Origin of the sequence: Paenarthrobacter sp. CAP02 (assembly GCF_040137855.1) — a bacterium.
GTDB lineage: Bacteria > Actinomycetota > Actinomycetes > Actinomycetales > Micrococcaceae > Arthrobacter.
The window spans coordinates 1-22342 of the sequence record NZ_JBEEII010000007.1 but is presented as its reverse complement, the minus strand read 5'-3'; the positions used below and the strand labels follow the sequence as shown (position 1 = coordinate 22342).

Genomic DNA, 22342 nt, shown 5'->3' with positions numbered 1-22342 from the left:
AACGACCAACGTCGTCACTGCAATGCACGCTTGAACACCTAAAGGGAGCATGATGCTGGAGCACGCTGCTGGGAAAAACCGCTATGACGTCTGGGCGCCGAACGCTGGTTCGGTGCGGCTGGTTGCAGGCGGTCAAGAGTACGACATGGAACAACAGCACGACGGCGCGGCCACCGGTTGGTGGCGCGCCCCGGCTGAAGCGGTGGCACAGGGAGCGGACGGTGACTCCTACGGTTACCTTGTGGACGGGGAAGGTCCATTCCCGGACCCCCGTTCCCGCCGGCAACCCGAAGGTGTCCACGGCCTGTCGGCGATCTTCGATCCCGACGTCCACCAATGGCAGGACGCCGGGTGGAAGGGCAAGACACTCAAGGGCTCAGTCATTTACGAGCTGCACCTGGGCACCTTCACCCCGGAAGGGACGCTGGATGCGGCCGCCGGGAAACTGGACTACCTTGTGGACCTTGGCGTGGATTTCATCGAGTTGCTGCCGGTCAACGGCTTCAACGGTGTCCACAACTGGGGTTACGACGGCGTCCTTTGGTACGCCGTGCACGAACCATACGGCGGACCCGCGGCATACCAGCGGTTCGTCGACGCTGCCCACGCAGCAGGTTTGGGCGTCATCCAGGACGTTGTCTACAACCACCTTGGACCCAGTGGAAACTATTTGCCCAAGTATGGCCCGTACCTGAAATCGGGGGAGGGCAATACCTGGGGTGACTCCGTGAACCTGGATGGTCCCGGCTCGGACGATGTCCGCCGCTACATCCTGGAGAACGCAGAAATGTGGCTCCGCGATTACCACGTGGATGGGCTGCGCCTGGATGCTGTTCATGCCCTGCGCGACGAACGGGCCGTCCACCTCCTGGAGGACTTTGGGGCGTTGGCGGACCGGATCGAAGCCGAGACGGGTATTCCCAAGACACTGATCGCCGAATCGGACCTGAACAACCCGCGCCTCATCTACCCGCGCCAGGACAACGGATACGGCCTGGAGGGACAGTGGAGCGACGACTTCCACCACGCGGTGCACGTCAACCTCAGCGGCGAAACCACCGGTTACTACTCGGATTTCGACTCCTTGGCTGTGCTGGCCAAGGTCCTGGAACATGGCTTCCTGCACGATGGCAGCTACTCCAGCTTCCGCGGGCGGCACCACGGCCGACCCATCCGGCATGACCTGGCACACCCGTCAGCACTGGTGGTTTGCCTGCAGAACCACGACCAAATCGGGAACCGGGCAATTGGCGACCGACTCACCGCGTCGCTGTCCTTCGGGAAACTGGCCATTGGTGCCGTGCTGACCATGACGTCCCCCTTCACGCCCATGCTGTTCATGGGTGAGGAATATGGCGCGTCCACACCCTGGCAGTTCTTCACCTCGCATCCGGAACCGGAGCTGGGCAAGGCCACAGCCGAAGGCCGGATCAAGGAGTTTGAACGCATGGGATGGGACCCTGCGGTAGTTCCCGACCCCCAGGACCCGGAAACGTTTCAGCGCTCCAAGCTCCAGTGGGAGGAAGCAGAAGAGGGAGACCACGCCCGCCTGCTGCAGCTGTACAAGGATTTGGCACAGCTGCGCCATAACACCCCGGAACTGGCGGACGGCGGATTTGGAGATACATCGGTTGAGTTCGACGACGACGAACGCTGGCTGCAGATGTCCCGCGGCGATGTACGGGTTGTCTGCAACTTCGGGGACGAAGCACTCGCGACACCCCTGGACGGCTCTGTGCTGCTGGCCACCGACCACGAAGCAGCCCTGGACGACGGGACGTTGACGCTTCCTGGCGGTAGCGCCGTCGTCGTGCGTGTCAACTGACCTCGCCTGACCCGAGGGTGACGGCGCCCACATAGCGGACGCGCCGTCACCCTTGGATCGGGCAGTGGCAGGATAGAACGTATGACTTATTCGGCTGCGGAGAACCGCTACGAAACCATGCCCTACCGCCGTGTCGGACGCAGCGGACTGAAGCTTCCCGCCATCTCGCTGGGCCTATGGCACAACTTCGGCGACGACAAGCGGTTCGACGAACAGCGCGCCATCCTGCGCCGGGCGTTCGACCTGGGGGTCACCCACTTTGACCTCGCCAACAACTACGGGCCACCGGACGGGTCCGCCGAGACGAACTTCGGGCGCCACCTCAAAGACGACTTCAAGCCGTACCGGGACGAACTCATCATCTCCACCAAGGCCGGTTACTACATGTGGCCCGGACCCTATGGTGAGTGGGGTTCCCGCAAGTACCTGATCTCCAGCCTTGACCAGTCGCTGGAGCGGATGGGCCTGGACTACGTGGACATCTTTTACAGCCACCGCCCCGATCCTGAAACCCCGCTGGAAGAGACCATGGGGGCACTGGACTACGCAGTCCGCTCCGGCAAGGCCCTCTACGCCGGCATCTCCTCCTACACTCCGGAGCAGACGCTCGAAGCCGCCCGGATCCTGAAGGAACTCGGCACGCCGCTGCTCATTCACCAGCCCAGCTACTCCATGCTCAACCGCTGGACGGAGAATGGCTCACCCAACCTCTATGAGGCACTGGATCAGGTGGGGGCAGGTTCCATCGCGTTCTCGCCCCTCGCCCAGGGGATGCTGACCGACAGGTACCTCAACGGTGTCCCGGCGGATTCCCGCGCTGCCAAGGAAAGGTTCCTCTCCGAGTCCGCGCTGACGGAAGAAAAACTGGACCGTGTGCGCGGACTCAAGGCGATAGCCGAAGGACGTGGGCAAACCCTGGCCCAAATGGCGATTGCGTGGATCCTGCGCGAGCAGCCGAAGGGCTCGCCCGTGACCTCTGCGCTCGTGGGGGCGTCCAGCGTTGCGCAGCTCGAGGACACCCTTAGCGCTATCAACAACCTGGAGTTCAGCAAGGACGAGCTGACGGCGATCGACGAGTTCGCTGTGGAATCCGATATCAACCTCTGGGCGCAGAAGTAGTCCTGGCAACTGACACAAACAGCTGGGGCCGGGAAAGGAACAAAACCGGCCCCAGCTGTGTTGGTTACAATGCAAGTGTGCGCCGAATGGCGCCGTGCCAATCAGCCGCTCTCTGACACGGTCAGGGACCCGCCTGGCACCTGAGGTTATTTCTCAAAGGAGTTCCGTGTCTTCACATCCGATTCGTGTTGCCATTGTTGGTGTAGGAAACTGCGCCGCATCGCTGGTCCAAGGTGTCCAGTACTACCGCGACGCTGACCCGAAGGCCACGATCCCGGGTCTGATGCACGTTGAGTTCGGTCAGTACCACGTCAATGACGTCCAGTTCGTCGCTGCTTTCGATGTCGATAGCAAGAAGGTTGGACTGGACCTGGCCGACGCCATCGGTGCCAGCGAAAACAACACCATCAAGATCGCCGACGTCCCGGCCACCGGTGTCACCGTCCAGCGCGGCCACACCCTGGATGGCTTGGGCAAGTACTACCGCGAGACCATCGTCGAAGCCCCCGAAGAGGCCGTGGACATCGTCGCAGCCCTCCGTGAAGCCAAGGTTGACGTCATGGTGTGCTACCTGCCCGTGGGCTCCGAGCAGGCCGCGAAGTTCTACGCCCAGTGCGCCATCGACGCAGGCGTCGCATTCGTCAACGCCCTGCCCGTCTTCATCGCCGGCACCAAGGAGTGGGCTGACAAGTTCACCGAGGCCGGTGTTCCGATTGTTGGCGACGACATCAAGAGCCAGATCGGTGCCACCATCACGCACCGGGTCATGGCCAAGTTGTTCGAAGACCGCGGCGTCACCCTGGACCGGACGTACCAGCTGAACGTCGGTGGCAACATGGACTTCAAGAACATGCTGGAGCGCGACCGCCTCGAGTCCAAGAAGATCTCCAAGACCCAGGCCGTGACCTCCAACGTCGAGGCTGAGTTGCACGCCGACGATGTCCACATTGGACCGTCCGACTACGTTGCCTGGCTCGACGACCGCAAGTGGGCTTTCGTCCGCCTTGAGGGCCGCAACTTCGGCGACGCACCTGTCTCCCTGGAGTACAAGCTTGAAGTATGGGACTCCCCGAACTCGGCCGGCGTGATCATCGACGCCATCCGCGCTGCCAAGATCGGCCTGGACCGCGGCATCGGCGGCCCGCTGCTCTCCGCTTCCAGCTACTTCATGAAGTCCCCGCCGGAGCAGTTCAACGACGACCTCGCCCGCGAGAAGGTTGAGGCTTTCATCCGCGGCGACATCGAGCGCTAAAGCCCTCAACAAGCGCCCCCGCACCTGGTGAACAACACCTGGGAGCGGGGGCGCTTGTCGTTAAGCATGCGTTTGTGCCAGAGACTAGAAGAGGCCCGTGGGGTTGCCGTCGGCGTCGACGTCCATCCGCATGGCCGCCGGCTCCTTGGGGAGGCCGGGCATGGTCATCACCGCACCGGTCAGGGCCACAATGAACCCTGCGCCGGTCTTGGGGATCAGATCCCGTACGTGCACTTTGAAACCCTTGGGCGCGCCCAGCCGGGAGGCGTCGTCGGTGAAGGAGTACTGGGTCTTGGCCATGCACACGGGCAGTCCTGACCAGCCGTTCTTCTCGATCTCGGCGAGGCGTTTGAGCGCCGGTACGGAAAAGTCCACGCCGTCCGCCCCATAGATTTCCTGGACAATGGTTTGGATCTTTTCCTCGACGGAGAGCTCCAGCGGATACAGATGGTGGAAGTCCGAGGGCCGTTCCAGCGCGGCGGCTACCTTGGCTGCGAGCTCATCACCGCCGTCGCCTCCGCCGCCGCGCCCCCAGACGTCGGCGACGGCTGCGACCACGCCTTCGGCTGCGCACCAGGCCAGGAGCCAGTCCAGTTCTTCGGGAGTATCAGAGGCGAACCTGTTGATGGAGACCACGGGGGAGATGCCAAACTTTGCCACATTGCCGATGTGCCGCTTCAGGTTCTCCACTCCGGCTGCCAGAGCCTCGACGTTGGGCTCGTTGAGCCGGTCCTTGGGAATCCCGCCCTGCATCTTGAGCGCGCGGATGGTCGCAACAATGACGACGGCGGAGGGCGCCACATCTGCGATGCGCGCCTTGATGTCCATGTACTTTTCGGCGCCAAGGTCTGCCCCGAACCCCGCCTCGGTGACGACGATGTCTGCGAGCTCCATGGCAGTGCCGGTGGCGATCAGCGAGTTGCAGCCGTGGGCTATGTTCGCGAACGGGCCGCCGTGGACCAGTGCCGGGGTGCCCGCGATGGTTTGGACCAGGTTGGGCTTGATGGCGTCCTTGAGCAGCATGGTGAGCGCGCCCTCCACGCCGAGGTCGGAGACGGTCACCGGGGACCGGTCGAAGGTGTAGCCGAACGTAATGCGACCCAGCCTGCTTCGCAGGTCATCCAGATCCGTGGAAAGGCAGAACACTGCCATGATTTCGGAGGCGACGGTGATGTCGAAGCCGTCTTGCCGGGGCACTCCTTGTGCCGGTCCGCCAAGCCCGATAACGACCTCCCTCAGCGCGCGGTCGTTCATGTCCAGCACCCGTTTGAAGGTCATCCGGCGAGGATCGATGCCCAGGGCGTTTCCCTGGAAGATGTGGTTGTCCACCAAAGCCATGAGGGCGTTGTTGGCCGACGTCACGGCATGGAAATCCCCGGTGAAATGCAGGTTGATGTCGTCCATGGGCAGGACCTGGGAGTAGCCCCCTCCCGTCGCCCCGCCTTTCATCCCCAGGATTGGACCAAGCGAGGGCTCACGCAGTGCGATCATCACGTTGTTCCCTGTGCGTGCCAGGGAATCGGCGAGCCCCACGGTGGTTGTTGATTTGCCTTCGCCCGCCGGGGTGGGTGACATGGCCGATACCAGCACCACTTTGCCCGGTTTCCTGCCCTCGGGGAGTTGCAGCTTGGCCGGATTGATTTTGGCTTTGTAGGGCCCGTACAACTCAAGGGCGGCCACAGGGATTCCTGCCCGTTCGGCGATCTGCTCGATGGGCAGCATGGTGGCTTTGTGGGCGATTTCCAGGTCACTCAGGACCTTCTGTTCAGACATCGTTGTCCTTCGGCTGTGGCCATACAGGGTGCTGCGGGCCGGGCGTACTTGCGCTGTGCGCGACAATCTACCAGCACCGTTGAGCCAAACAGGCGAGGACTCAGCGCCTGGGGACCAACAAACCGCTGACTGCTTCCCGGTAGCTCTCCAGGGTGATCGCGGCCGTCCGCTGCCACCCGAATGACTCGGCATGGGTGGCGGCAAGCCGTCCCATGCCTTCGCGGGTCTGGACGTCGTCGTAGAGGTCTTCCAGGGCGTCCGCCCAGTCCGAGGGGTCGTGCCCATCCACCAGGAGTCCGGTGCGGCCGTCGGAAATGGCGCGGGAGAGGCCGCCGACGTTGGTGGCAACGACGGGTGTGCCACACGCCTGTGCTTCCAAGGCGACCAGGCCGAACGACTCGCTGAAGGAGGGCATGACCACGACATCGGCGGAGCGGAACCAGCTGGCCAACTCGGGAGCCACCACCGGCGGCCGGTGGGTGACGACGTCGTCGAGCCCGGCATCGTGGATGATCTGCTTGAGGTTGAAGTCCTTCGATCCGCTCAGGGATCCCAGGATGGTCATTTCGAGGTCGATGTCCGGGCGTCGCCGACGAAGGATTCCGGCGGCCTTCACGAACACCTGCGGACCTTTGAGCCGCTGGATCCGGCCCGCGAAGAGGATATGGAAACTGTCCGGGCGCACCCCCCGGAGGGCGCGGGATTTCCTGCGGAAGGACGGTGTGAAGACGTTCAGGTCGACCCCGGGCGGTGCAATGTCGATGCGGTCGCGGTCCGCCCCGTAGTGGGAGACGAGTTCCTCGGCCTCCGCGGGGGTGTTGGCGACCAGGCGGGCTGCGCCGTCGACGATCCTTTGCTCGCCTTCTTCCCGTCGACGGGGTTCGGGGCGCTCGCCGGACTGCAGCACCAGGTTCTTGACCTTGGCCATGGTGTGCATGGTGTGAACCATGGGAACGCCCCAAAGCTCCGACAGTTCCAGCCCTGCCACCCCCGACACCCAGTAGTGGGAGTGGATGGCATCGTAGCGGCCGTGCAGTTGTTGGTGCCGGATCCGGTCTATCTCGCCCACCATCTGGTGGAGGAGCTCGGGCAGCTCTTCTTTGGGAATTTTCCGGCGGGGTCCCGCCATGACGTTGTGGACGCAGACACCTGGCCCGGGATGCTCGACGGCGGGCTGGTTGGCTTTGGTGGAGCGCGTGAAGATTTCCACTTCCACGCCGGTCTCAGCCAAGGCCATGGCCAGGGCGCGCACGTAGACGTTCATTCCGCCGGCGTCCCCGGCGCCGGGCTGCTCCATGGGGGAGGTGTGCAAGGACAGGAATGCCACGCGACGAATCAATGGCATGGCATTCCTCCTGACAAGACGGGGCAAATGCTGTTTGCCCTGCAGAAAACACTACTCCTGCCTGCCATGGCCGAGCTGAAGCAACCCCGCTATGTGGACAACGCTGCTAGCGTGGCCGCTGTGACCGATGAACAGACTTTCGATATTCGAGAAGCAACAGCAGCGGACTGGCCGGGCATCTGGGCCGTGCTGGAACCCGTTATCCGGGACGGTGAAACCTTCACCTGGGACCGTGACACCCCGGAAGAGACAGCGCGGGCCAAATGGTTCAAGGAGGCTCCGGGACAGACCTTCGTGGCCGTCGACCGGGGGAGCGGCGAGGTGCTGGGCACCGGCGAATTCCATGCGAACCAGGGCGGTGGTGGCAGCCACGTGGCCAACGCCGGGTACATGGTGGGGGCCAAGCACTCCGGCAAGGGCATTGCCCGGGCCCTGTGTGCGTACTCGTTGGCGGAAGCCAAGGCAGCCGGCTTCTACGCCATGCAGTACAACGCCGTGGTGGAGAGCAACGTCCGCGCGGTCTGGCTCTGGCAATCCATGGGATTCACCATCCTCGCCACCGTGCCTGAAGCGTTCAACCACCCCGAGATCGGGTACGTCGGACTGCACGTGATGTACCGGAAACTCTAGGACCACAGAAACTCTAGGACCACAGAAACCCTAGGACCACACCCCGCGCAGTTCGGGGAAAGCCTGCTCGTACCGATCCAACAGTTCCTTCCCCAGCGATGCGGAACCCACCAGCGGATGCGCGGCGAAGGCCCGTACGGCGGATTCCCGGTCGCCCTCCCTGACAGCACGAATGGTCAGTTTCTCCACCTCCTTGACGCGTTTCATCAAAGTGAGGAACTGCCTGCCGGGACGCTCCTGCGCAAGCGGCAGGGCGCCGTCGGGCGTTACCTCGCAGGGAACCTCGACGACGGCGTCCCCGGGAAGGCCGGGCACCGCACCATCCGCTGTGGCCGGGCCACCGGCGGCAGACACCGGAGAGTTGGGAACGTTCAGGATCAACTGGGTCCTCCCGCCCCCGAAAAGGGCTTTCATGAGGGCCAGCGCCACCCGCTCGTAGCCGCCACCGGCCAGGTCTTCCTCATCCCGTTGTTCGCCGTGGGTGCGGGCTTCGGCCAAATAGCCTTCCTCCCGGGACCGTCGAGCGGCATCCCACAGCGCGTAGGCGTGGTCGGAGCCCACCAACGCCGGGTACAGCGAGCGTTGCTGCTGGTGGATGGAGGTGCCCCGGGTTTCCTGTTGGGCCCTGATGGCGTCAGTGGCCTGCGCGGTTCGGTAGTAGTAGTAAAGGTATTCGTTGGGAAGGCAGCCGAGCCTCTTCAGGACCTTGCGGCCGAACAGCCGGCCCTCTTCCATGGACCCAAGGGCCCTCTCGTCGTCGAGCAGGCCGGGCAACAGGTCAGTCCCGTCCGGAGCCAGCCGGTACAGCCAGCCGAGGTGGTTCAGCCCAAAGTAGCCCACGCCGTCGAGCATTCCGTCCTTCAGCGGCGCCCCTGCGGCGCGGGCCGCCCGCTGCACCAGGCCGCCAGCGGAATCGCAGATCCCGATCACCCGCCCGCCCAGCACTGGACGCAGCGCCTCGGTGACCATCCCGGCGGGGTTGGTGAAATTGATCAGCCACGCATCCGGACAGTGGCGACGCATGGCCTCTGCCAGTTCAAGCATCCCGGGAATGGAGCGCAGCGCATAGGAAATACCACCCGCCCCGGTGGTCTCCTGCCCCAACAGACCCAAGTCCAGGGCAACGCGCTCGTCGGCGATCCGGCCCGCCGTTCCGCCGGGGCGCATCGCCGCGAACACCACATCCGTACCTTCAAGTGCCTGTGCCAGGTCCGTTGAAACCACGACGCCGGGCCGGGAACCTGCCGCGGTGGGCATATCGCGGAGTACGGCCTCAATGGCCGCAACCCGCAACGGGTCGACGTCGTAAAGCACCAGTGAGTCCACAAGCCCCGCGAAGGGGCCCGCGCACAACGCCCTGTACACCAGGGGAACCCGGAATCCGCCACCACCGGCGATCATGAGCCGCATGGTCCGAGTCTATGCAGCCCGGAGGGTGCAGCGTAGTCTGCCGTGCATGGACGCTATGCCCCAGCGACGATACGATCCCCTTGCCGCCGTCAGGTCTGACGGCGATCACCAATGCGACCTCCTTCTGACCGGCACGGTGTTCCAGGACATTATTTTCACGGGCTTGCCGCATGCACCTGAACCCGGCACGGAAGTCTGGAGCGAAGGCATGGGAAGCTGCCCGGGCGGCGTGGCCAACCAGGCCATCGCCGCCGCAAGGCTGGGACTGCGGACCAACCTTGCCGCGACCTTCGGGGACGACGGCTACGGCGACTACAACTGGCAGATATTGGAGAGCCAGGAACACGTGGACCTGTCCCTGTCCAGGAGAATTCCAGGCTGGCACTCTCCGGTCACGGTGTCCATGTGCGTGAACCAGGACAGGTCCATGGTGACCCACGGCCACCCGGCTCCCATCAGTGCATCCGAACTGGTGGGGCAGCCACCCAGGGCGCTCGCCGCCGTCGCGGACCTCGGCGAGGAACTGGAGCCGTGGATGATGGCCGCGAAGACAGCGGGAACCAAACTCTTCGGCGTCGTGGGGTGGGACCCCACCGGTGAATGGTCCGAGCGCCGGCTCGAACAACTCGGGAACTTCCATGCCTTCCTGCCCAATGCGCCCGAAGCGATGGCGTTCACCGGCAAGGCAGACCCGTGGGCTGCCCTGTACTCGCTGGCCGATAGGGTGCCCGTCGCAGTGGTGACCCTTGGCCCGCAAGGAGCTGTGGCAGTGGATTCGGAAACCGGGGAAGAGGAGTGGGTTCCGTCCCTGCCGGTTTCTGCTTCCGACCCTACGGGCGCCGGGGATTGTTTTGGGGCGGCCTTCATTGTGGGCTGCCTTGCGGGATGGACGCTGGGGGACAGGCTGCGCTTCGCGAACCTCTGTGCCTCGCTGGCAGTCCAGGAAGTCGGAGGATCGCTGGCTGCGCCCGGATGGGGTGACATCGCCGATTGGTGGCACCGGGCAAACGCGCGCAAGGAGCGCCAATCCAGCCAGTGGGTCCGTCGCTTCGCGTTCCTGGAACCGATCGTCAAGGACATCCCGGCGGAGGCGCAACGCCGGGCACGCGCCACCATCGCCCACTTGTCCGACGCCCAGTAGCGCGCGGACGCCCGCCGCGGCCCACCGCAGTTAACCCGAATTCAACTGGCACCACTAGAATCTCTAGGGTGACTTACGAAGCAGCAGCAGATATCGGGATCGGATCCAAGGCCTCAATAACAAGGTCGGCCCTGCTGGAACGTTCGGCTGTGATCGATCTCGACGCTGTGCGGCACAATGTCCGCCAGTTCGTCGCCATCGCCTCGCCGGCCTCCGTGATGGCGGTGGTCAAGGCTGATGCCTACGGCCACGGTGCCGTCCAAGTGGCCCGCGCCGCGCTCGACGCCGGAGCGGCCTGGCTCGGTGTCGCGCACATTTCCGAGGCGCTCGCCTTGCGCGCTGCCGGGGTGGATGCGCCGCTGCTGGCTTGGCTGCACACCCGCGAAAGCAACTTCCAAGCGGCAGTCGCCGCCGGCGTCGACGTCGGAATTTCCGGCTGGGAACTCGACGCAGTGGTAGCTGCTGCCCGGGAACAGGAACGGCCGGCGCGGGTGCACCTGAAGGTGGACACCGGGCTTGGCCGCAACGGCTGCACCATCGAGGACTGGGACCAGTTGGTGGGCCAGGCAATGGATTACCAGGACCAGGGGCTTCTGCGCGTTGTGGGTATTTTCTCGCACCTCGCCGTGGCCGACGAACCGCACCGTCCTGAAACCGACGAGCAACTCACTGTCTTCCGTGAGGCGATCGCCATGGCCGAGGACGCAGGCGTGGACACCGAGGTCCGCCACATCGCCAACACGCCCGCCACGCTGTCCCGCCCCGACTCGCATTTCGACCTGGTCCGTGTGGGTCTTGGCGTGTACGGGCTCTCGCCGTTCGAGGGCGCCACGTCCGCTGACCTTGGATTGCATCCGGCAATGACGGTCCGCACGCTGCTGTCCAATTGCAAGAAGGTCCCCGAAGGCCAGGGAGTGTCGTACGGGCTGAACTACCGCACCACCGGCGAAAGTACGCTGGGCCTCGTGCCGCTGGGCTACGCCGACGGTGTCCCGCGGATTGCCACGGGCGGCCCCGTGCGTGTCAACGGCACCAACTACCCCGTGGTGGGCAGGATCGCCATGGACCAGATGGTGATCGATCTTGGCCCCATGACAGTCGAGGACGCCAATGCCCTCAAGGGTGCGGAAGCTGTCATGTTCGGTGACGGCGCCGACGGTGGTCCGACGGCGGATGATTGGGCAGCCGCAGCAAGCACCAACAACTACGAGATTGTCACCCGCATCAGTTCCCGGGTTCCGCGCAGCTACGTCAACGAGCTCGCCACCGGTCCAGCGGCACCTGCAGGTGCCGTCGACGCCGAAACGGCGGCGCTGTGAACCAACCCCAGTGGGAACGCACAGTCACGGTAACGACGGCGGACCAGACCCACGCTCTTGCGGCGGCCCTTGGTGGGGTGCTTGAAGCGGGGGACCTCCTGGTGCTGACCGGTGAACTGGGTGCAGGCAAAACCACGTTTACCCAAGGACTCGGGGAAGGGCTGGGCGTCCGCGCAGGAATCATCTCGCCCACTTTCGTTCTGGTTCGGATCCACCCGAACCTTCCTGATGGTCCCAGGCCCGGTGGTCCGGATCTGGTCCACGTGGATGCGTACAGGCTCGACTCGGCCGCGGAGGTGGACGACATCGATCTCGAGAACACCATGGACTCCGCTGTGACAGTGGTGGAGTGGGGCAGGGACCGGGTGGAGCATCTCTCCGAGAGCCGCCTGGAAGTCGATTTGCACAGGTCCGTGGGCGGCAACAGTGCCGCAGAGACCGGCGGTGTCCTGGATTTCGATACCGAGGACGACGACGAGCCCCGCACCATTGTGTTCCGGGGCTTTGGTCCCCGCTGGACCGTAGCACCTGGCCTGCTGGACGAAGCGGGATCCCACCCTGCCGAAGAAGGAGGCAACTGATGCTGATCCTGGCCATTGACACCTCCGCTGTTGCCAGCGCGGCCCTGATCTCCGATGATGCCATGGAAGGCGTGGTGGATTCCTTCGCCACCGAGGACACCCGCAGCCACGCCGAGGTCCTTGCACCGGGCATTGAGAAGCTCTTGGCTGGGGCAGATGTTACCGGAGCTGACATCGATGCGATCGTCACCGGGGTAGGTCCTGGTCCCTTCACTGGGCTGCGTTCCGGTATTGCCACGGCCCGCACCCTCGCATTCGTGTGGAACAAACCGCTGCACGGACTGATGAGCCTGGACGCGATTGCCCTGGAAGTTGCGGAATCCACGGTGTCGGCTTCCGAGTTCCTGGTGGCTACCGATGCCCGGCGCAAAGAGGTCTACTGGGCCCGGTACACCGTGACCGATGGCCGGCTCCCGGAACTCGTGGACGGGCCGCACGTGGGTTTCGCCTCTGAGCTGCCGGACTTGCCCGTGTTTGGGGCAGGCGCAGGTCTGTACGCCGACGTCCTCAGCGCGGACCCGGACTTCGCCGGAACACAGCCCAACGCCGCATCCCTGGGTCAGTTCGCCTTGGCCCGGCTCGCCGCGGGACAGTCGCTCCTCGACTCAACGCCCCTCTACCTGCGGGAATCGGACGCCCAGGTCCCGGGCCCCCGGAAGCGTGCGCTGTGACCGGGTCCGCTGAGATGTTGCTGCGCGACATGACCGAGGCCGATATTCCCGTGGTCGAGGCGTTGGAGCGTCGGTTGTTCCCCGTGGATGCCTGGCCGTTGCAGATGTTCTTCGACGAATTGGCCCAACCCGAGACCCGCCGCTACGTGGTGGCAGAGGTCGCAGGGGAGATCGTGGCCTACGCCGGGCTGATGTGCATCGAGCCCATCGCGGATGTCCAGACGATCGCCGTCGTGCCTGAATTCGAAGGCCAAGGCATTGGCTCAGCGGTCCTGACCGAACTCATCGAGGAGGCGCGGCGCCGCCGGGCCGCGGACGTACTCCTGGAGGTCCGCGCGGACAACCCGCGCGCCCAGAGGCTGTACGTACGTTTCGGGTTCGAACAGATCCACGTCCGCCCGCGCTATTACCGGGATGGCACCGACGCCCTGATCATGCGCCTCCCGCTGACCGATTCCACTTCTTCTGAAGGAGCTCCGGCATGACCGCGACTTTTCCGCAGGAACTGAAGCAGCCGCTGGTACTCGGCATTGAGTCTTCGTGTGATGAAACCGGTGTCGGGATCGTCCGGGGGACCACGTTGCTGACCAACACGGTGTCTTCATCCATGGACGAGCATGTGCGCTTCGGTGGTGTCATACCCGAGATCGCTTCCCGCGCCCACCTGGATGCCTTTGTTCCCACGCTGCAGGAATCATTGCATGAATCCGGTGTCACGCTGGAGGACATCGACGCCATTGCAGTCACGTCAGGACCTGGCCTTGCCGGCGCCCTGATGGTGGGCGTTTGTGCCGCGAAAGCTCTGGCTCTGGCCACCGGCAAGCCGCTGTACGCGATCAACCACCTGGTGGCCCACGTGGGCGTCGGCCTGCTTGATGGAAAGCCCGACGCCGGTGCTGCCGCCGGCCTGGGCGCTGGTGCTGCGGCCGGCTTGGGCGCCGGTCAGTTGCCGGAGAACCTTGGCGCGCTCCTGGTGTCGGGCGGCCACACGGAGATCCTCAGGATCAGGAGCATCACGGACGACGTTGAGCTGCTGGGCTCAACCATCGATGACGCGGCCGGCGAGGCCTACGACAAAGTGGCCCGCATCCTTGGCCTTGGCTATCCCGGTGGCCCCGCCATCGACAAGCTGGCCCGCCAGGGTAATCCGAAATCCATCCGTTTCCCGCGGGGACTGACGCAGCCCAAGTACATGGGGACCGCCGAGGACAAGGGCCCACACCGCTACGACTGGTCGTTCAGTGGACTGAAGACAGCCGTGGCCCGCTGTGTGGAGCAGTTCGAGGCCCGAGGCGAGGAAGTGCCCGTGGCCGACATTGCGGCGGCCTTCCAGGAAGCCGTGGTGGATGTCATCAGTTCCAAGGCGGTCCTTGCCTGCAAGGAGAACGGCATCACCGATGTCCTGTTGGGCGGCGGCGTCGCGGCGAACTCGCGGCTGCGCGAATTGACCCGGCAGCGCTGTACCTCAGCCGGGATCACCCTCCACGTCCCGCCCTTGGACCTGTGTACTGACAACGGCGCCATGGTGGCGGCGTTGGGTTCGCAGTTGATCATGGCGGGCATCGGGCCGAGCGGTCTTGCCTTCGCGCCGGACTCGTCCATGCCGGTCACTTCGGTGTCCCTGCCTGCCCAGGCGTAATCCAGCCCAAAGGGTATTGACCCCGGGGTGTTAACCCAGGCATGCCACCAAGCCGGAAGTTAGGCGTCGGGGCCCTTGCGCATTTGCTGCACCAGGTCCATCACCACTGCTTTCAAGTCGCCGTCATGCTCGGCTGCGACGCGGCGTTGGCGCTGGTAGCTGGCGCCGCGCTCGATGATCCGGAGGACGTCGGCCAGCTCTTCGGAGCAGCCCAGCTTGGCAGCTACCGGTTCCAACCGGGCTACTGTTTCCGCGAGGTGCTCGGTGACGAGCTGTTCGTTGCCGTCGGCGTCCAGGATGATGATGGCTTCCATGCCGTAGCGGGCGGCACGCCATTTGTTCTCCTGCACATGCCAGGGTGGCATGGTGGGAATGCTGCCGCCGGCGTCCAGGATGGAGGAAAATTCGTCCACCAGGCACTGGGTCAGTGCAGCGATGGCTCCAACTTCTTCGAGGGTGGCCAGGCCATCGCAGATGCGCATTTCGATGGTGCCCAGGTTGGCGACCGGCCGGATATCCCATCGGATTTCCGAGGTGGCGTCGATAACCCCGGTGGTGAACATGTCCTGGACGTAGGACTCGTAGGCCTCCCAGGTTTCGAACTGGAAGGGCAGCCCGGCCGTGGGAAGCTGTTGGAACATCAGGGCCCGCTGGGAGGCGTAGCCGGTTTCCTCGCCTGCCCAGTAGGGGCTGGAGGCAGACAATGCCTGGAAATGCGGGAAGTAATTGACCAGGCCATCGAGGATGGGCAGGACTTTGTCCCGGCGATCGATGCCCACGTGGACGTGGACGCCGTAGATGACCATTTGGCGTCCCCACCATTGGGTCCGCTCAATGAGCTTCGCGTAGCGCTCTTTGTCCGTGACAGGCTGGAGCAGGGGAGGGCTGAAGGGGTGGCTGCCTGCGCAGAACACCTCAACGCCCATGGGGTCGGTGACTTCGCGGACAGCTGCAAGTGAGCGGCTGAGGTCCTCTTTGGCGTCCTTGACCGTTTCGCAGATCCCGGTGACAAGCTCCACGGTATTCAGCAGCAGTTCGCGCTTGATATGGGGGTGTTCGTCGTCCTCATTGAGGTCCGGATGGTTCGCGGCGACGCCCTTCAGGACATCGTTTGCGACCGATACCAGTTCCCCGGTGCGTGCATTGACGAGCGCCAACTCCCATTCCACACCCAGTGTCGACTGCCTGGATGGCGCAAAATCAATCTGCACGTAGTCCCCTCAATTTGTACTTTCCGGCCTTGTGTTGTGTCAGCCGGACACGATTCCCCGCTGCGGGGCCGCCAGCGGTCGAATCAAGTCTAATGCAGCCGGAACACCCGTGATATCGAGGGGCCCAGGCCCACAATGAGCCGTCATTTGCTAAATAGAATGATTCTCATTAGTATGAACGCATGCATCTCACAGTCGTCAGTTCCCTCGACAGCCAATGCCGGGAAGCAGCCACGGGGAGGTTGGGTCGAACCCACGCCAACTCGGCTGTGGTTCTCCATGACCTGCTGGATGGTTCGCTGGTCCTGCGCAGGGTTTACCGGGATGGACGCCTGGTTGAACGCGAAACGAAAGTCCTGGAGCACAGCTGCCTCAGCTGCACCGTTCGGCTCGACGTCGTACCGACGGCGGAACGCCTCGCCGCATGCGGCTTCGACCATGTTGTGCTTGGCTTGCCGCCGGGCGTCGCCGCCGGGATGGCCGTTGCCGGGCTTCGCCAGGGCCTCAGCCGCCCGGCTGTCATCGACAATGCCGTGTTGGCGTTGGACCCCGCAGACCTCGATGACCACATCTGGGACCGCCACACCTTGTTCGAGTCCGGCTTCACGTCCATGCCGCAGGATGACCGCACCAGCGGTGAGTTCCTTATCGGGGAGTTCGGCCACGTGGACACCGTCATGGTGTATCCGGGACTGAGCGCAACGTTGACAGGGGCCCACCCTGAAGGATCGGCGTCATGGGCGACCGGCATGGAATTGCTCGTCGAATTGGCACCGCATGCCGCTGTCGTCGGTGCGGCCGACCCCTACCGTCCGGGCTGCTTCGACCAGGCCGAAACAGCGGCACGTAACCGTCCCGGCGTCGTGCGTGTGCCTGCAAGTGAAACGCCAGGTTCTTTCCGGACGGTGCTTCACAAAGCGCCCCGCCCACTGCATCCGGGCCGCTTCCGTGATGCACTGCCACAGTTGGCCGCGGGTACGCATTGGATGCGTGGCCGGCTATGGATTGCCTCTGCTCCCGCCACGCGGATCGCCGTCCAGGGAATCGGACCGAGGGTATGGCTCGAAAGCACCGGGAAATGGCTCGCGGATTCGGCCGACGTGGCACCCGCTGGCACGTCCGCAGGGCAGCCGGCTGCCGACGTCGACTCTGTCCTTGACTGGCATCCGAGCCACGGCGACCGAGGCACGGTATTGGCCCTGACCGGGCGCTCCGATGACATCGATGCCGGGGAAATCCGCAGCCTCCTTGATGAATGCCAGCTGACGGAGGCGGAAATGGAACTGGACTTCGGCGTCTGGGACGATCCCCTGGAACTCAGCGACGCCCTCTGATCCGCACCACCAACAAAAGGAGAAACACCATGAAGGTCAGGAACTCACTGCGTGCGCTCAAGAAGATCCCCGGAGCGCAGATCGTCCGGAGGCGTGGACGCACTTTCGTCATCAACAAGAACAACCCGCGGATGAAGGCGCGGCAGGGCTGATCCCGGTGCTGGGCCGACAGTCCGTTGTTTAATGGGTGGATGCCAATCCTGAACAAAGACATGTCCCTGTGCATTTCGCTCGCGGCCCGGCCCAGCAACATCGGCACCCGGTTCCACAATTATTTGTACGATCTGCTCGGCCTGAACTTTGTCTATAAGGCGTTCGCACCGGCTGACATCACCCTCGCGGTGGCGGGCATCCGCGGTCTCCCCATCCGGGGCGCCGCGGTGTCCATGCCCTACAAGGAAGCCGTCATCCCGCTGGTTGACGTGATGGATCCGTCGGCCAAAGCCATTGATTCGGTGAACACCATCGTGAACGACGACGGTGTCCTCACCGCCTACAACACCGACTACATCGCCATAGCGCGGCTCTTGAAGGACCATGAGGTCCCCAGCAGCCACACCGTGCTCCTCCGTGGAGCGGGCGGCATGGCCAAGGCCGTCGCGGCAGCGCTACGCGACGCGGGCTTCACCGCCGTCACCATCGTGGCCCGTAATAAAACCGCCGGCCGCGCCCTCGCCGACCTCTACGGTTTCGGCTGGCAGGACGACGTCAACGGAGCCACCGCGGATCTCATCATCAACGTCACACCCTTGGGGATGGCCGGCGCGGATGAAACCGCCCAGTCCTTTGACGATGCCACCATCGCCGCCGCGCAGGTGGTATTCGACGTCGTTGCGCTGCCTTCCGAGACGCCGCTTATCACCGCTGCGCGTTCAGCCGGCAAACCGGTGATCACGGGCGCCGAAGTCATCGCCATCCAGGCCGAAGAACAATTCGTCCTCTACACAGGGGTGCGTCCGACCCCCGGCCAGGTGCGCGAAGCTTCTGAATTCTCGCGCCGCTGACTGCTATGCAGTGACCGGCTTCACCACGACAGCCACTCGCTCCTCGCCGATCCTGGTGAGGACCAGGGTGGCTGTTTTCGCTTGGCCCTTGCCGGGCTTGGCGGGAAGCAACTGCTTCCGCAGCTCTTCTGGGGTGACTGCCGTACCGCGTTTCTTGATGTCCAGCACAGTGATGCCGTTGGTCTTCACCCAGGCTTTCAGGGCCTTGACGTTGTACGGCATGACTTCAAGCACTTTGTAGGCGCGGGCGAACGGGGTGTCGTGTAACGCCGGGGCGCAGATGTAGGCGATGTGCTCGTCCACCAAGTGACCGCCGAGGCGTTCAGCGACATCGGCCACCAGGCCCGCGCGGATCACCGCCCCATCCGGTTCGTACAGGAATCCTTCCACCGGACCGACGGCGGCTACCGGACCGCCGTCGAAATCCTCGCCGCTGGTGATTTCGGCAGCGCCCTGGCTGCCGAGGACCAGCGCTGCGCGCCGTACCCCGGGGCGCGCCACCGCGTTGAACCACAGCGTGACCTCGGTGACATCGCCGCCGACGGAAACCCACTGAGCTTCGCAACCTGCGGGCACCGAATCGTGCGGGATGCCCGGACCCATCTTGACGCCAACGGCGCGGCCCGTGGCAGCCAGGTTTTCCACGAACGACAAAGGGGGAGAGAAGGCCTCGGGGTCCCAGATCCGCTTTGTTCCGGAGGTGGAGGTGGTGCGTCGGGCGGGATCCAGCCACACTCCATCGATACCGTCCAGCTCAACGGAGGTAGCGTCCGCATGGACCACTGTGGCGTGCGGGAAGGGGATCAGGTTGATCGTGGCGCAGGCAGCAGTCGTCTCGTCCATCTCCACGGCAGTCACGGCGATGTCCATGGACGCCATGGCCATCGAGTCAGCTCCCAGGCCGCAACCGAGGTCCGCGACATGCGAAACGCCGGCTTGTGCAAAGCGCTCGGCGTGCCGGGCGGCGACGTTCAACCGGGTCGCCTGCTCCAACCCGGCCTGGGTGAACAGCATTTGGCGGGCAAATTCGCCGAACTTGGCCTCTGCCCGGGTCCGGAGGCGGGACTGCGTCAGGACGGCAGCGACGAGTTCGGGGGAGTGGCCCGCTTTCCGGAGGTCGGCGTTGACGCTGAAAGCGGCGGCTTCTTTGTAAGGCCCAAGTGAGGCAAGAAGTTCCCATCCTTCGGTGGTCAGCAAGGGCGCGATCTGTTCCTGCGGTGCGTGAGGCATGGGATCAAGCCTAACGTCGCAGGATATGACAGCGTGACTTGGGAATCAGCCAGATAGGGTTGTTTTCATGGAAGACAACGCAGCCGCACAGCCGTCCCGCATCACCAGATATGCCCGTCCCGCACTTATTGCGGGCATCGTGATAGCCGTGGTCTGCATAGCCCTGCTCATCATCATCCTTGCCCTGGACTCCTTCAATGCTGCCGCATACTCCGTCACCGGCAAGAGTGTCAACGATGCCACTGACGAGGCGCGGGAGATCCGTGACCTCTACAGCGGCGCCTGGATGGGCGGGATCATCGGCTTGGTGATTTCCGGCGTCGTGGCTGTCCTGTCCGCAGTGGTGCTGTACCGGAACCGCGGCAATGCCCCCGTGGATGGGGACGACGACGGCGAGGACTACGGCCTGGACGACCTCACCGGCAGGTGACCGGAGTTCACCCATGACGAAATGCTGGCACTCACCTTGACCGAGTGCTAACGCTTACATAGAGTCTTATTAGCACTCTCCCCCGGAGGGTGCTAACCACGCCAGGCGTTCCTCCGGCACCGCGACGACGGTTGCACGCCCCGGCACCCCAGTTCTTAGTCCATGAATCAGCTCATGAAAAGGAGAGTCCGAGTGTCGGTCTCGATTAAGCCTCTTGAGGATCGTATTGTTGTTCGCCCGCTCGAAGCAGAGCAGACCACGGCTTCCGGCCTGGTTATTCCGGACTCCGCACAGGAGAAGCCGCAGGAAGGCGAAGTTGTTGCAATCGGCCCCGGCCGCTTCGATGACAACGGAAACCGCGTACCGGTTGACGTAGCTGTTGGCGACGTCGTCATCTACTCCAAGTACGGTGGAACCGAAGTCAAGACCGGTGGCAACGAGTACCTCGTTCTGTCCGCCCGCGACGTCCTCGCGATCGTCGTAAAGTAACTTCCCGGAGCCCGCACCGCCGCCGCGTTGGAATCATTCCGACCCGTCAGCGGTGCGGGTTTTCTGTCTTGAAAGGACACAACCATGGCAAAGCAGCTTGCTTTTAACGATGCTGCCCGCCGGTCTCTTGAGGCCGGTATCGACAAGCTCGCCAACACTGTCAAGGTGACGCTTGGTCCGCGCGGCCGCAACGTCGTGCTGGACAAGAAGTGGGGCGCTCCCACGATCACCAACGACGGCGTCACCATCGCCCGCGAAGTCGAGCTTGACGACCCCTACGAGAACCTTGGCGCACAGCTGGCCAAGGAAGTAGCCACCAAGACCAACGACGTCGCAGGCGACGGCACCACCACGGCTACCGTGCTGGCCCAGGCCTTGGTCAAGGAAGGCCTGCGCAACGTTGCAGCCGGCGCCGCTCCCGGCGAGATCAAGCGTGGCATTGAGGTTGCGGTTGAAGCCGTGGCTGCCCGCCTCCTGGAGAACGCCCGCGAAGTCGAAGGCACCCAGGTTGCCAACGTTGCCGCTATCTCTGCCCAGAGCGACGAGGTTGGCGAACTGCTGGCCGAAGCTTTCGGCAAGGTGGGCAAAGACGGTGTCATCACCATTGAAGAGTCCTCCACCACGCAGACCGAGCTGGTCCTCACTGAGGGCATGCAGTTCGACAAGGGCTACCTGTCCCCGTACTTCGTCACCGACGCTGAGCGCCAGGAAGCCGTCCTCGAGGACGCCCTCATCCTGATCAACCAGGGCAAGATCTCCTCGCTGCAGGACTTCCTGCCGCTTCTGGAGAAGGCTCTGCAGGCCAACAAGCCGCTCTTCATCATTGCTGAAGACATCGAAGGCGAAGCCCTTTCCACGCTGATCGTCAACCGCATCCGCGGCACGCTCAACGTTGTGGCCGTCAAGGCCCCGGGCTTCGGCGACCGCCGCAAGGCCATGCTCCAGGACATCGCCACGCTCACCGGCGCGCAGGTTGTTTCCCCGGACCTCGGCCTGACCTTGGACTCCGTTGGCCTCGAGGTACTCGGTACCGCACGCCGCATCACGGTCACCAAGGACAACACCACCATCGTGGACGGCGCTGGCTCCGCCCAGGACGTGGCCGACCGCGTTGCACAGCTGCGTGCCGAACTGACCCGGACGGACTCCGACTGGGACAAGGAAAAGCTGCAGGAACGCCTCGCCAAGCTCGCCGGCGGCATCGGCGTGATCAAGGTTGGCGCAGCCACCGAGGTCGAGCTGAAGGAAAAGAAGCACCGCATCGAGGACGCCGTTTCCTCCACGCGTGCAGCCCTTGAAGAAGGCATCGTTTCCGGTGGCGGTTCCGCACTCATCCACGCCCTCAAGGCGCTGGACGAGTCCCCGGCCGTCAAGGCACTGGAAGGTGACGCGGCAGCAGCTGTTGGCATTGTCCGCCGCGCACTGGTTCAGCCGCTCCGCTGGATCGCACAGAACGCCGGCTTCGACGGCTTCGTAGTGACGGCCAAGGTCTCCGAGCTCGAAGCCAACCACGGCTTCAACGCCAAGTCCGGCGAGTACGAGGACCTGATCGCCGCTGGCGTGATCGACCCCGTCAAGGTCACCCGCTCCGCACTCCGCAACGCCGCTTCCATCGCTGCCCTGGTTCTCACCACCGAGACCCTGGTTGCCGAAAAGCCGGCTGAGGACGAAGACGCACACGCAGGTCACCAGCACTAAGCTGTCTGCGCCAAAAACCCCGGCCACGTTGATTCGTGGCCGGGGTTTTTTGCTGTGCGCGCTCTCTCACGTTCCACCCTTTTGGCGGCGACGCTCTCTCACGTCCCGCCTGTTTGGCAGGGACGCTCTCTCACGTCCCGCCTGTTTGGCAGCGACGCTCTCTCACGTTCCGCCTGTTTGGCAGGGACGCTCTCTCACGTTCCGCCTGTTTTGGCCTGACGCTCTCTCACGTTCCGCCTGT

General features: G+C 64.1%; 21 protein-coding genes. 16 read left to right on the top strand and 5 right to left on the bottom strand.

Going from position 1 to position 22342, the window contains the following annotated elements; translation table 11 throughout:
* Window positions 1–52: 52 nt before the first annotated feature.
* The 3 genes from treZ (at window position 53) to ABHM97_RS13260 (ending at window position 4196) form a co-directional block, all read left to right on the top strand.
* Window positions 53–1825: a malto-oligosyltrehalose trehalohydrolase gene (gene treZ / locus ABHM97_RS13270; RefSeq protein ID WP_349471230.1), complete on the top strand. Its 1773-nt coding sequence runs from the start codon at window positions 53–55 to the stop codon at window positions 1823–1825.
* Between the two features lie 81 nt (window positions 1826–1906).
* Window positions 1907–2944: an L-glyceraldehyde 3-phosphate reductase gene (gene mgrA, locus ABHM97_RS13265; protein ID WP_349471115.1), complete on the top strand. Its 1038-nt coding sequence runs from the start codon at window positions 1907–1909 to the stop codon at window positions 2942–2944.
* Between the two features lie 166 nt (window positions 2945–3110).
* Window positions 3111–4196 carry an inositol-3-phosphate synthase gene (locus ABHM97_RS13260; protein ID WP_235517087.1) on the top strand — a complete coding sequence of 362 codons (1086 nt, stop codon included), beginning with the start codon at window positions 3111–3113 and terminating at the stop codon, window positions 4194–4196.
* Window positions 4197–4280: 84 nt separating this feature from the next.
* Here the strand turns inward: ABHM97_RS13260 and ABHM97_RS13255 are convergent, their stop codons facing one another.
* Together ABHM97_RS13255 and mshA are read right to left on the bottom strand one after the other, a co-directional pair.
* Entirely contained in the window at window positions 4281–5969 is a 1689-nt protein-coding gene (locus tag ABHM97_RS13255; RefSeq protein WP_349471113.1) for a formate--tetrahydrofolate ligase, read from the bottom strand.
* Between the two features lie 100 nt (window positions 5970–6069).
* Window positions 6070–7314, bottom strand: coding sequence for a D-inositol-3-phosphate glycosyltransferase (mshA, locus tag ABHM97_RS13250; protein WP_235517083.1), 1245 nt, complete (start codon window positions 7312–7314; stop codon window positions 6070–6072).
* A gap of 111 nt (window positions 7315–7425) precedes the next feature.
* On the opposite strand from mshA, the gene ABHM97_RS13245 reads away from it, so the two are divergent.
* Window positions 7426–7944: a GNAT family N-acetyltransferase gene (locus ABHM97_RS13245; RefSeq protein ID WP_235518583.1), complete on the top strand. Its 519-nt coding sequence runs from the start codon at window positions 7426–7428 to the stop codon at window positions 7942–7944.
* Window positions 7945–7974: 30 nt separating this feature from the next.
* On the opposite strand, the gene ABHM97_RS13240 is transcribed toward ABHM97_RS13245, so the two are convergent.
* Window positions 7975–9354, bottom strand: coding sequence for a 6-phospho-beta-glucosidase (locus ABHM97_RS13240; protein ID WP_349471111.1), 1380 nt, complete (start codon window positions 9352–9354; stop codon window positions 7975–7977).
* A 46-nt stretch (window positions 9355–9400) separates the two neighbouring features.
* On the opposite strand from ABHM97_RS13240, the gene ABHM97_RS13235 reads away from it, so the two are divergent.
* The 6 genes from ABHM97_RS13235 (at window position 9401) to tsaD (ending at window position 14705) form a co-directional block, all read left to right on the top strand.
* Window positions 9401–10495, top strand: coding sequence for a carbohydrate kinase family protein (locus ABHM97_RS13235; RefSeq protein WP_349471109.1), 1095 nt, complete (start codon window positions 9401–9403; stop codon window positions 10493–10495).
* 68 nt (window positions 10496–10563) lie between these two features.
* Window positions 10564–11814 (top strand): alanine racemase, encoded by a 1251-nt coding sequence (gene alr, locus ABHM97_RS13230; protein ID WP_349471107.1) that lies wholly within the window; start codon window positions 10564–10566, stop codon window positions 11812–11814.
* A complete protein-coding gene (gene tsaE, locus ABHM97_RS13225) occupies window positions 11811–12395 on the top strand; it encodes a tRNA (adenosine(37)-N6)-threonylcarbamoyltransferase complex ATPase subunit type 1 TsaE (protein WP_349471105.1) in 585 nt (194 codons plus the stop codon). Before alr ends, tsaE begins: the two co-directional genes overlap by 4 nt.
* Window positions 12395–13066, top strand: coding sequence for a tRNA (adenosine(37)-N6)-threonylcarbamoyltransferase complex dimerization subunit type 1 TsaB (gene tsaB / locus ABHM97_RS13220; protein WP_349471103.1), 672 nt, complete (start codon window positions 12395–12397; stop codon window positions 13064–13066). Before tsaE ends, tsaB begins: the two co-directional genes overlap by 1 nt.
* Window positions 13067–13080: 14 nt before the next feature.
* Window positions 13081–13551, top strand: coding sequence for a ribosomal protein S18-alanine N-acetyltransferase (gene rimI / locus ABHM97_RS13215; protein WP_257371272.1), 471 nt, complete (start codon window positions 13081–13083; stop codon window positions 13549–13551).
* The gene (gene tsaD, locus ABHM97_RS13210) at window positions 13548–14705 is read left to right on the top strand and encodes a tRNA (adenosine(37)-N6)-threonylcarbamoyltransferase complex transferase subunit TsaD (RefSeq protein ID WP_349471101.1); all 1158 of its coding nucleotides are present in this window, start codon (window positions 13548–13550) and stop codon (window positions 14703–14705) included. The genes rimI and tsaD overlap by 4 nt, the downstream gene beginning before the upstream one ends.
* Window positions 14706–14764: 59 nt before the next feature.
* Here the strand turns inward: tsaD and ABHM97_RS13205 are convergent, their stop codons facing one another.
* A complete protein-coding gene (locus tag ABHM97_RS13205) occupies window positions 14765–15916 on the bottom strand; it encodes a glutamate--cysteine ligase (protein ID WP_235517064.1) in 1152 nt (383 codons plus the stop codon).
* A 182-nt stretch (window positions 15917–16098) separates the two neighbouring features.
* Here ABHM97_RS13205 and ABHM97_RS13200 point away from each other — a divergent pair, with 182 nt between their 5' ends.
* From ABHM97_RS13200 to ABHM97_RS13190, 3 genes are read left to right on the top strand one after another with little or no spacing between them, the layout of a single operon-like run.
* Window positions 16099–17250 (top strand): GTP-binding protein, encoded by a 1152-nt coding sequence (locus ABHM97_RS13200; RefSeq protein ID WP_349471098.1) that lies wholly within the window; start codon window positions 16099–16101, stop codon window positions 17248–17250.
* Window positions 17251–17279: 29 nt separating this feature from the next.
* Window positions 17280–17402, top strand: a complete 123-nt coding sequence (gene ykgO / locus ABHM97_RS13195; protein ID WP_011775528.1) for a type B 50S ribosomal protein L36 — start codon at window positions 17280–17282, stop codon at window positions 17400–17402.
* A gap of 39 nt (window positions 17403–17441) precedes the next feature.
* Window positions 17442–18254, top strand: a complete 813-nt coding sequence (locus tag ABHM97_RS13190; protein WP_349471096.1) for a shikimate 5-dehydrogenase — start codon at window positions 17442–17444, stop codon at window positions 18252–18254.
* 3 nt (window positions 18255–18257) lie between these two features.
* Here the strand turns inward: ABHM97_RS13190 and ABHM97_RS13185 are convergent, their stop codons facing one another.
* Window positions 18258–19484, bottom strand: a complete 1227-nt coding sequence (locus ABHM97_RS13185; RefSeq protein WP_349471094.1) for a THUMP-like domain-containing protein — start codon at window positions 19482–19484, stop codon at window positions 18258–18260.
* A gap of 67 nt (window positions 19485–19551) precedes the next feature.
* On the opposite strand from ABHM97_RS13185, the gene ABHM97_RS13180 reads away from it, so the two are divergent.
* The 3 genes from ABHM97_RS13180 (at window position 19552) to groL (ending at window position 22101) form a co-directional block, all read left to right on the top strand.
* Entirely contained in the window at window positions 19552–19914 is a 363-nt protein-coding gene (locus ABHM97_RS13180; RefSeq protein ID WP_235517056.1) for a hypothetical protein, read from the top strand.
* A gap of 192 nt (window positions 19915–20106) precedes the next feature.
* Window positions 20107–20403, top strand: coding sequence for a co-chaperone GroES (groES, locus tag ABHM97_RS13175; RefSeq protein ID WP_011775524.1), 297 nt, complete (start codon window positions 20107–20109; stop codon window positions 20401–20403).
* Window positions 20404–20487: 84 nt separating this feature from the next.
* Window positions 20488–22101: a chaperonin GroEL gene (gene groL / locus ABHM97_RS13170; protein WP_235517053.1), complete on the top strand. Its 1614-nt coding sequence runs from the start codon at window positions 20488–20490 to the stop codon at window positions 22099–22101.
* The last annotated feature ends 241 nt before the right edge of the window (window positions 22102–22342 follow it).

Bases quoted from the DNA above. Each gene is read 5' to 3' on its own strand.
- ABHM97_RS13200 (WP_349471098.1), top strand. From the start codon at position 16,099: ATGCATCTCACAGTCGTCAGTTCCCTCGACAGCCAATGCCGGGAAGCA.
- tsaD (WP_349471101.1), top strand. From the start codon at position 13,548: ATGACCGCGACTTTTCCGCAGGAACTGAAGCAGCCGCTGGTACTCGGC.
- ykgO (WP_011775528.1), top strand. From the start codon at position 17,280: ATGAAGGTCAGGAACTCACTGCGTGCGCTCAAGAAGATCCCCGGAGCG.
- groL (WP_235517053.1), top strand. From the start codon at position 20,488: ATGGCAAAGCAGCTTGCTTTTAACGATGCTGCCCGCCGGTCTCTTGAG.
- ABHM97_RS13185 (WP_349471094.1), bottom strand. From the start codon at position 19,484: ATGCCTCACGCACCGCAGGAACAGATCGCGCCCTTGCTGACCACCGAA.
- rimI (WP_257371272.1), top strand. From the start codon at position 13,081: ATGTTGCTGCGCGACATGACCGAGGCCGATATTCCCGTGGTCGAGGCG.
- ABHM97_RS13180 (WP_235517056.1), top strand. From the start codon at position 19,552: ATGGAAGACAACGCAGCCGCACAGCCGTCCCGCATCACCAGATATGCC.
- ABHM97_RS13240 (WP_349471111.1), bottom strand. From the start codon at position 9,354: ATGCGGCTCATGATCGCCGGTGGTGGCGGATTCCGGGTTCCCCTGGTG.
- ABHM97_RS13235 (WP_349471109.1), top strand. From the start codon at position 9,401: ATGGACGCTATGCCCCAGCGACGATACGATCCCCTTGCCGCCGTCAGG.
- mshA (WP_235517083.1), bottom strand. From the start codon at position 7,314: ATGCCATTGATTCGTCGCGTGGCATTCCTGTCCTTGCACACCTCCCCC.
- ABHM97_RS13255 (WP_349471113.1), bottom strand. From the start codon at position 5,969: ATGTCTGAACAGAAGGTCCTGAGTGACCTGGAAATCGCCCACAAAGCC.
- treZ (WP_349471230.1), top strand. From the start codon at position 53: ATGCTGGAGCACGCTGCTGGGAAAAACCGCTATGACGTCTGGGCGCCG.
- tsaB (WP_349471103.1), top strand. From the start codon at position 12,395: ATGCTGATCCTGGCCATTGACACCTCCGCTGTTGCCAGCGCGGCCCTG.
- mgrA (WP_349471115.1), top strand. From the start codon at position 1,907: ATGACTTATTCGGCTGCGGAGAACCGCTACGAAACCATGCCCTACCGC.
- ABHM97_RS13190 (WP_349471096.1), top strand. From the start codon at position 17,442: ATGCCAATCCTGAACAAAGACATGTCCCTGTGCATTTCGCTCGCGGCC.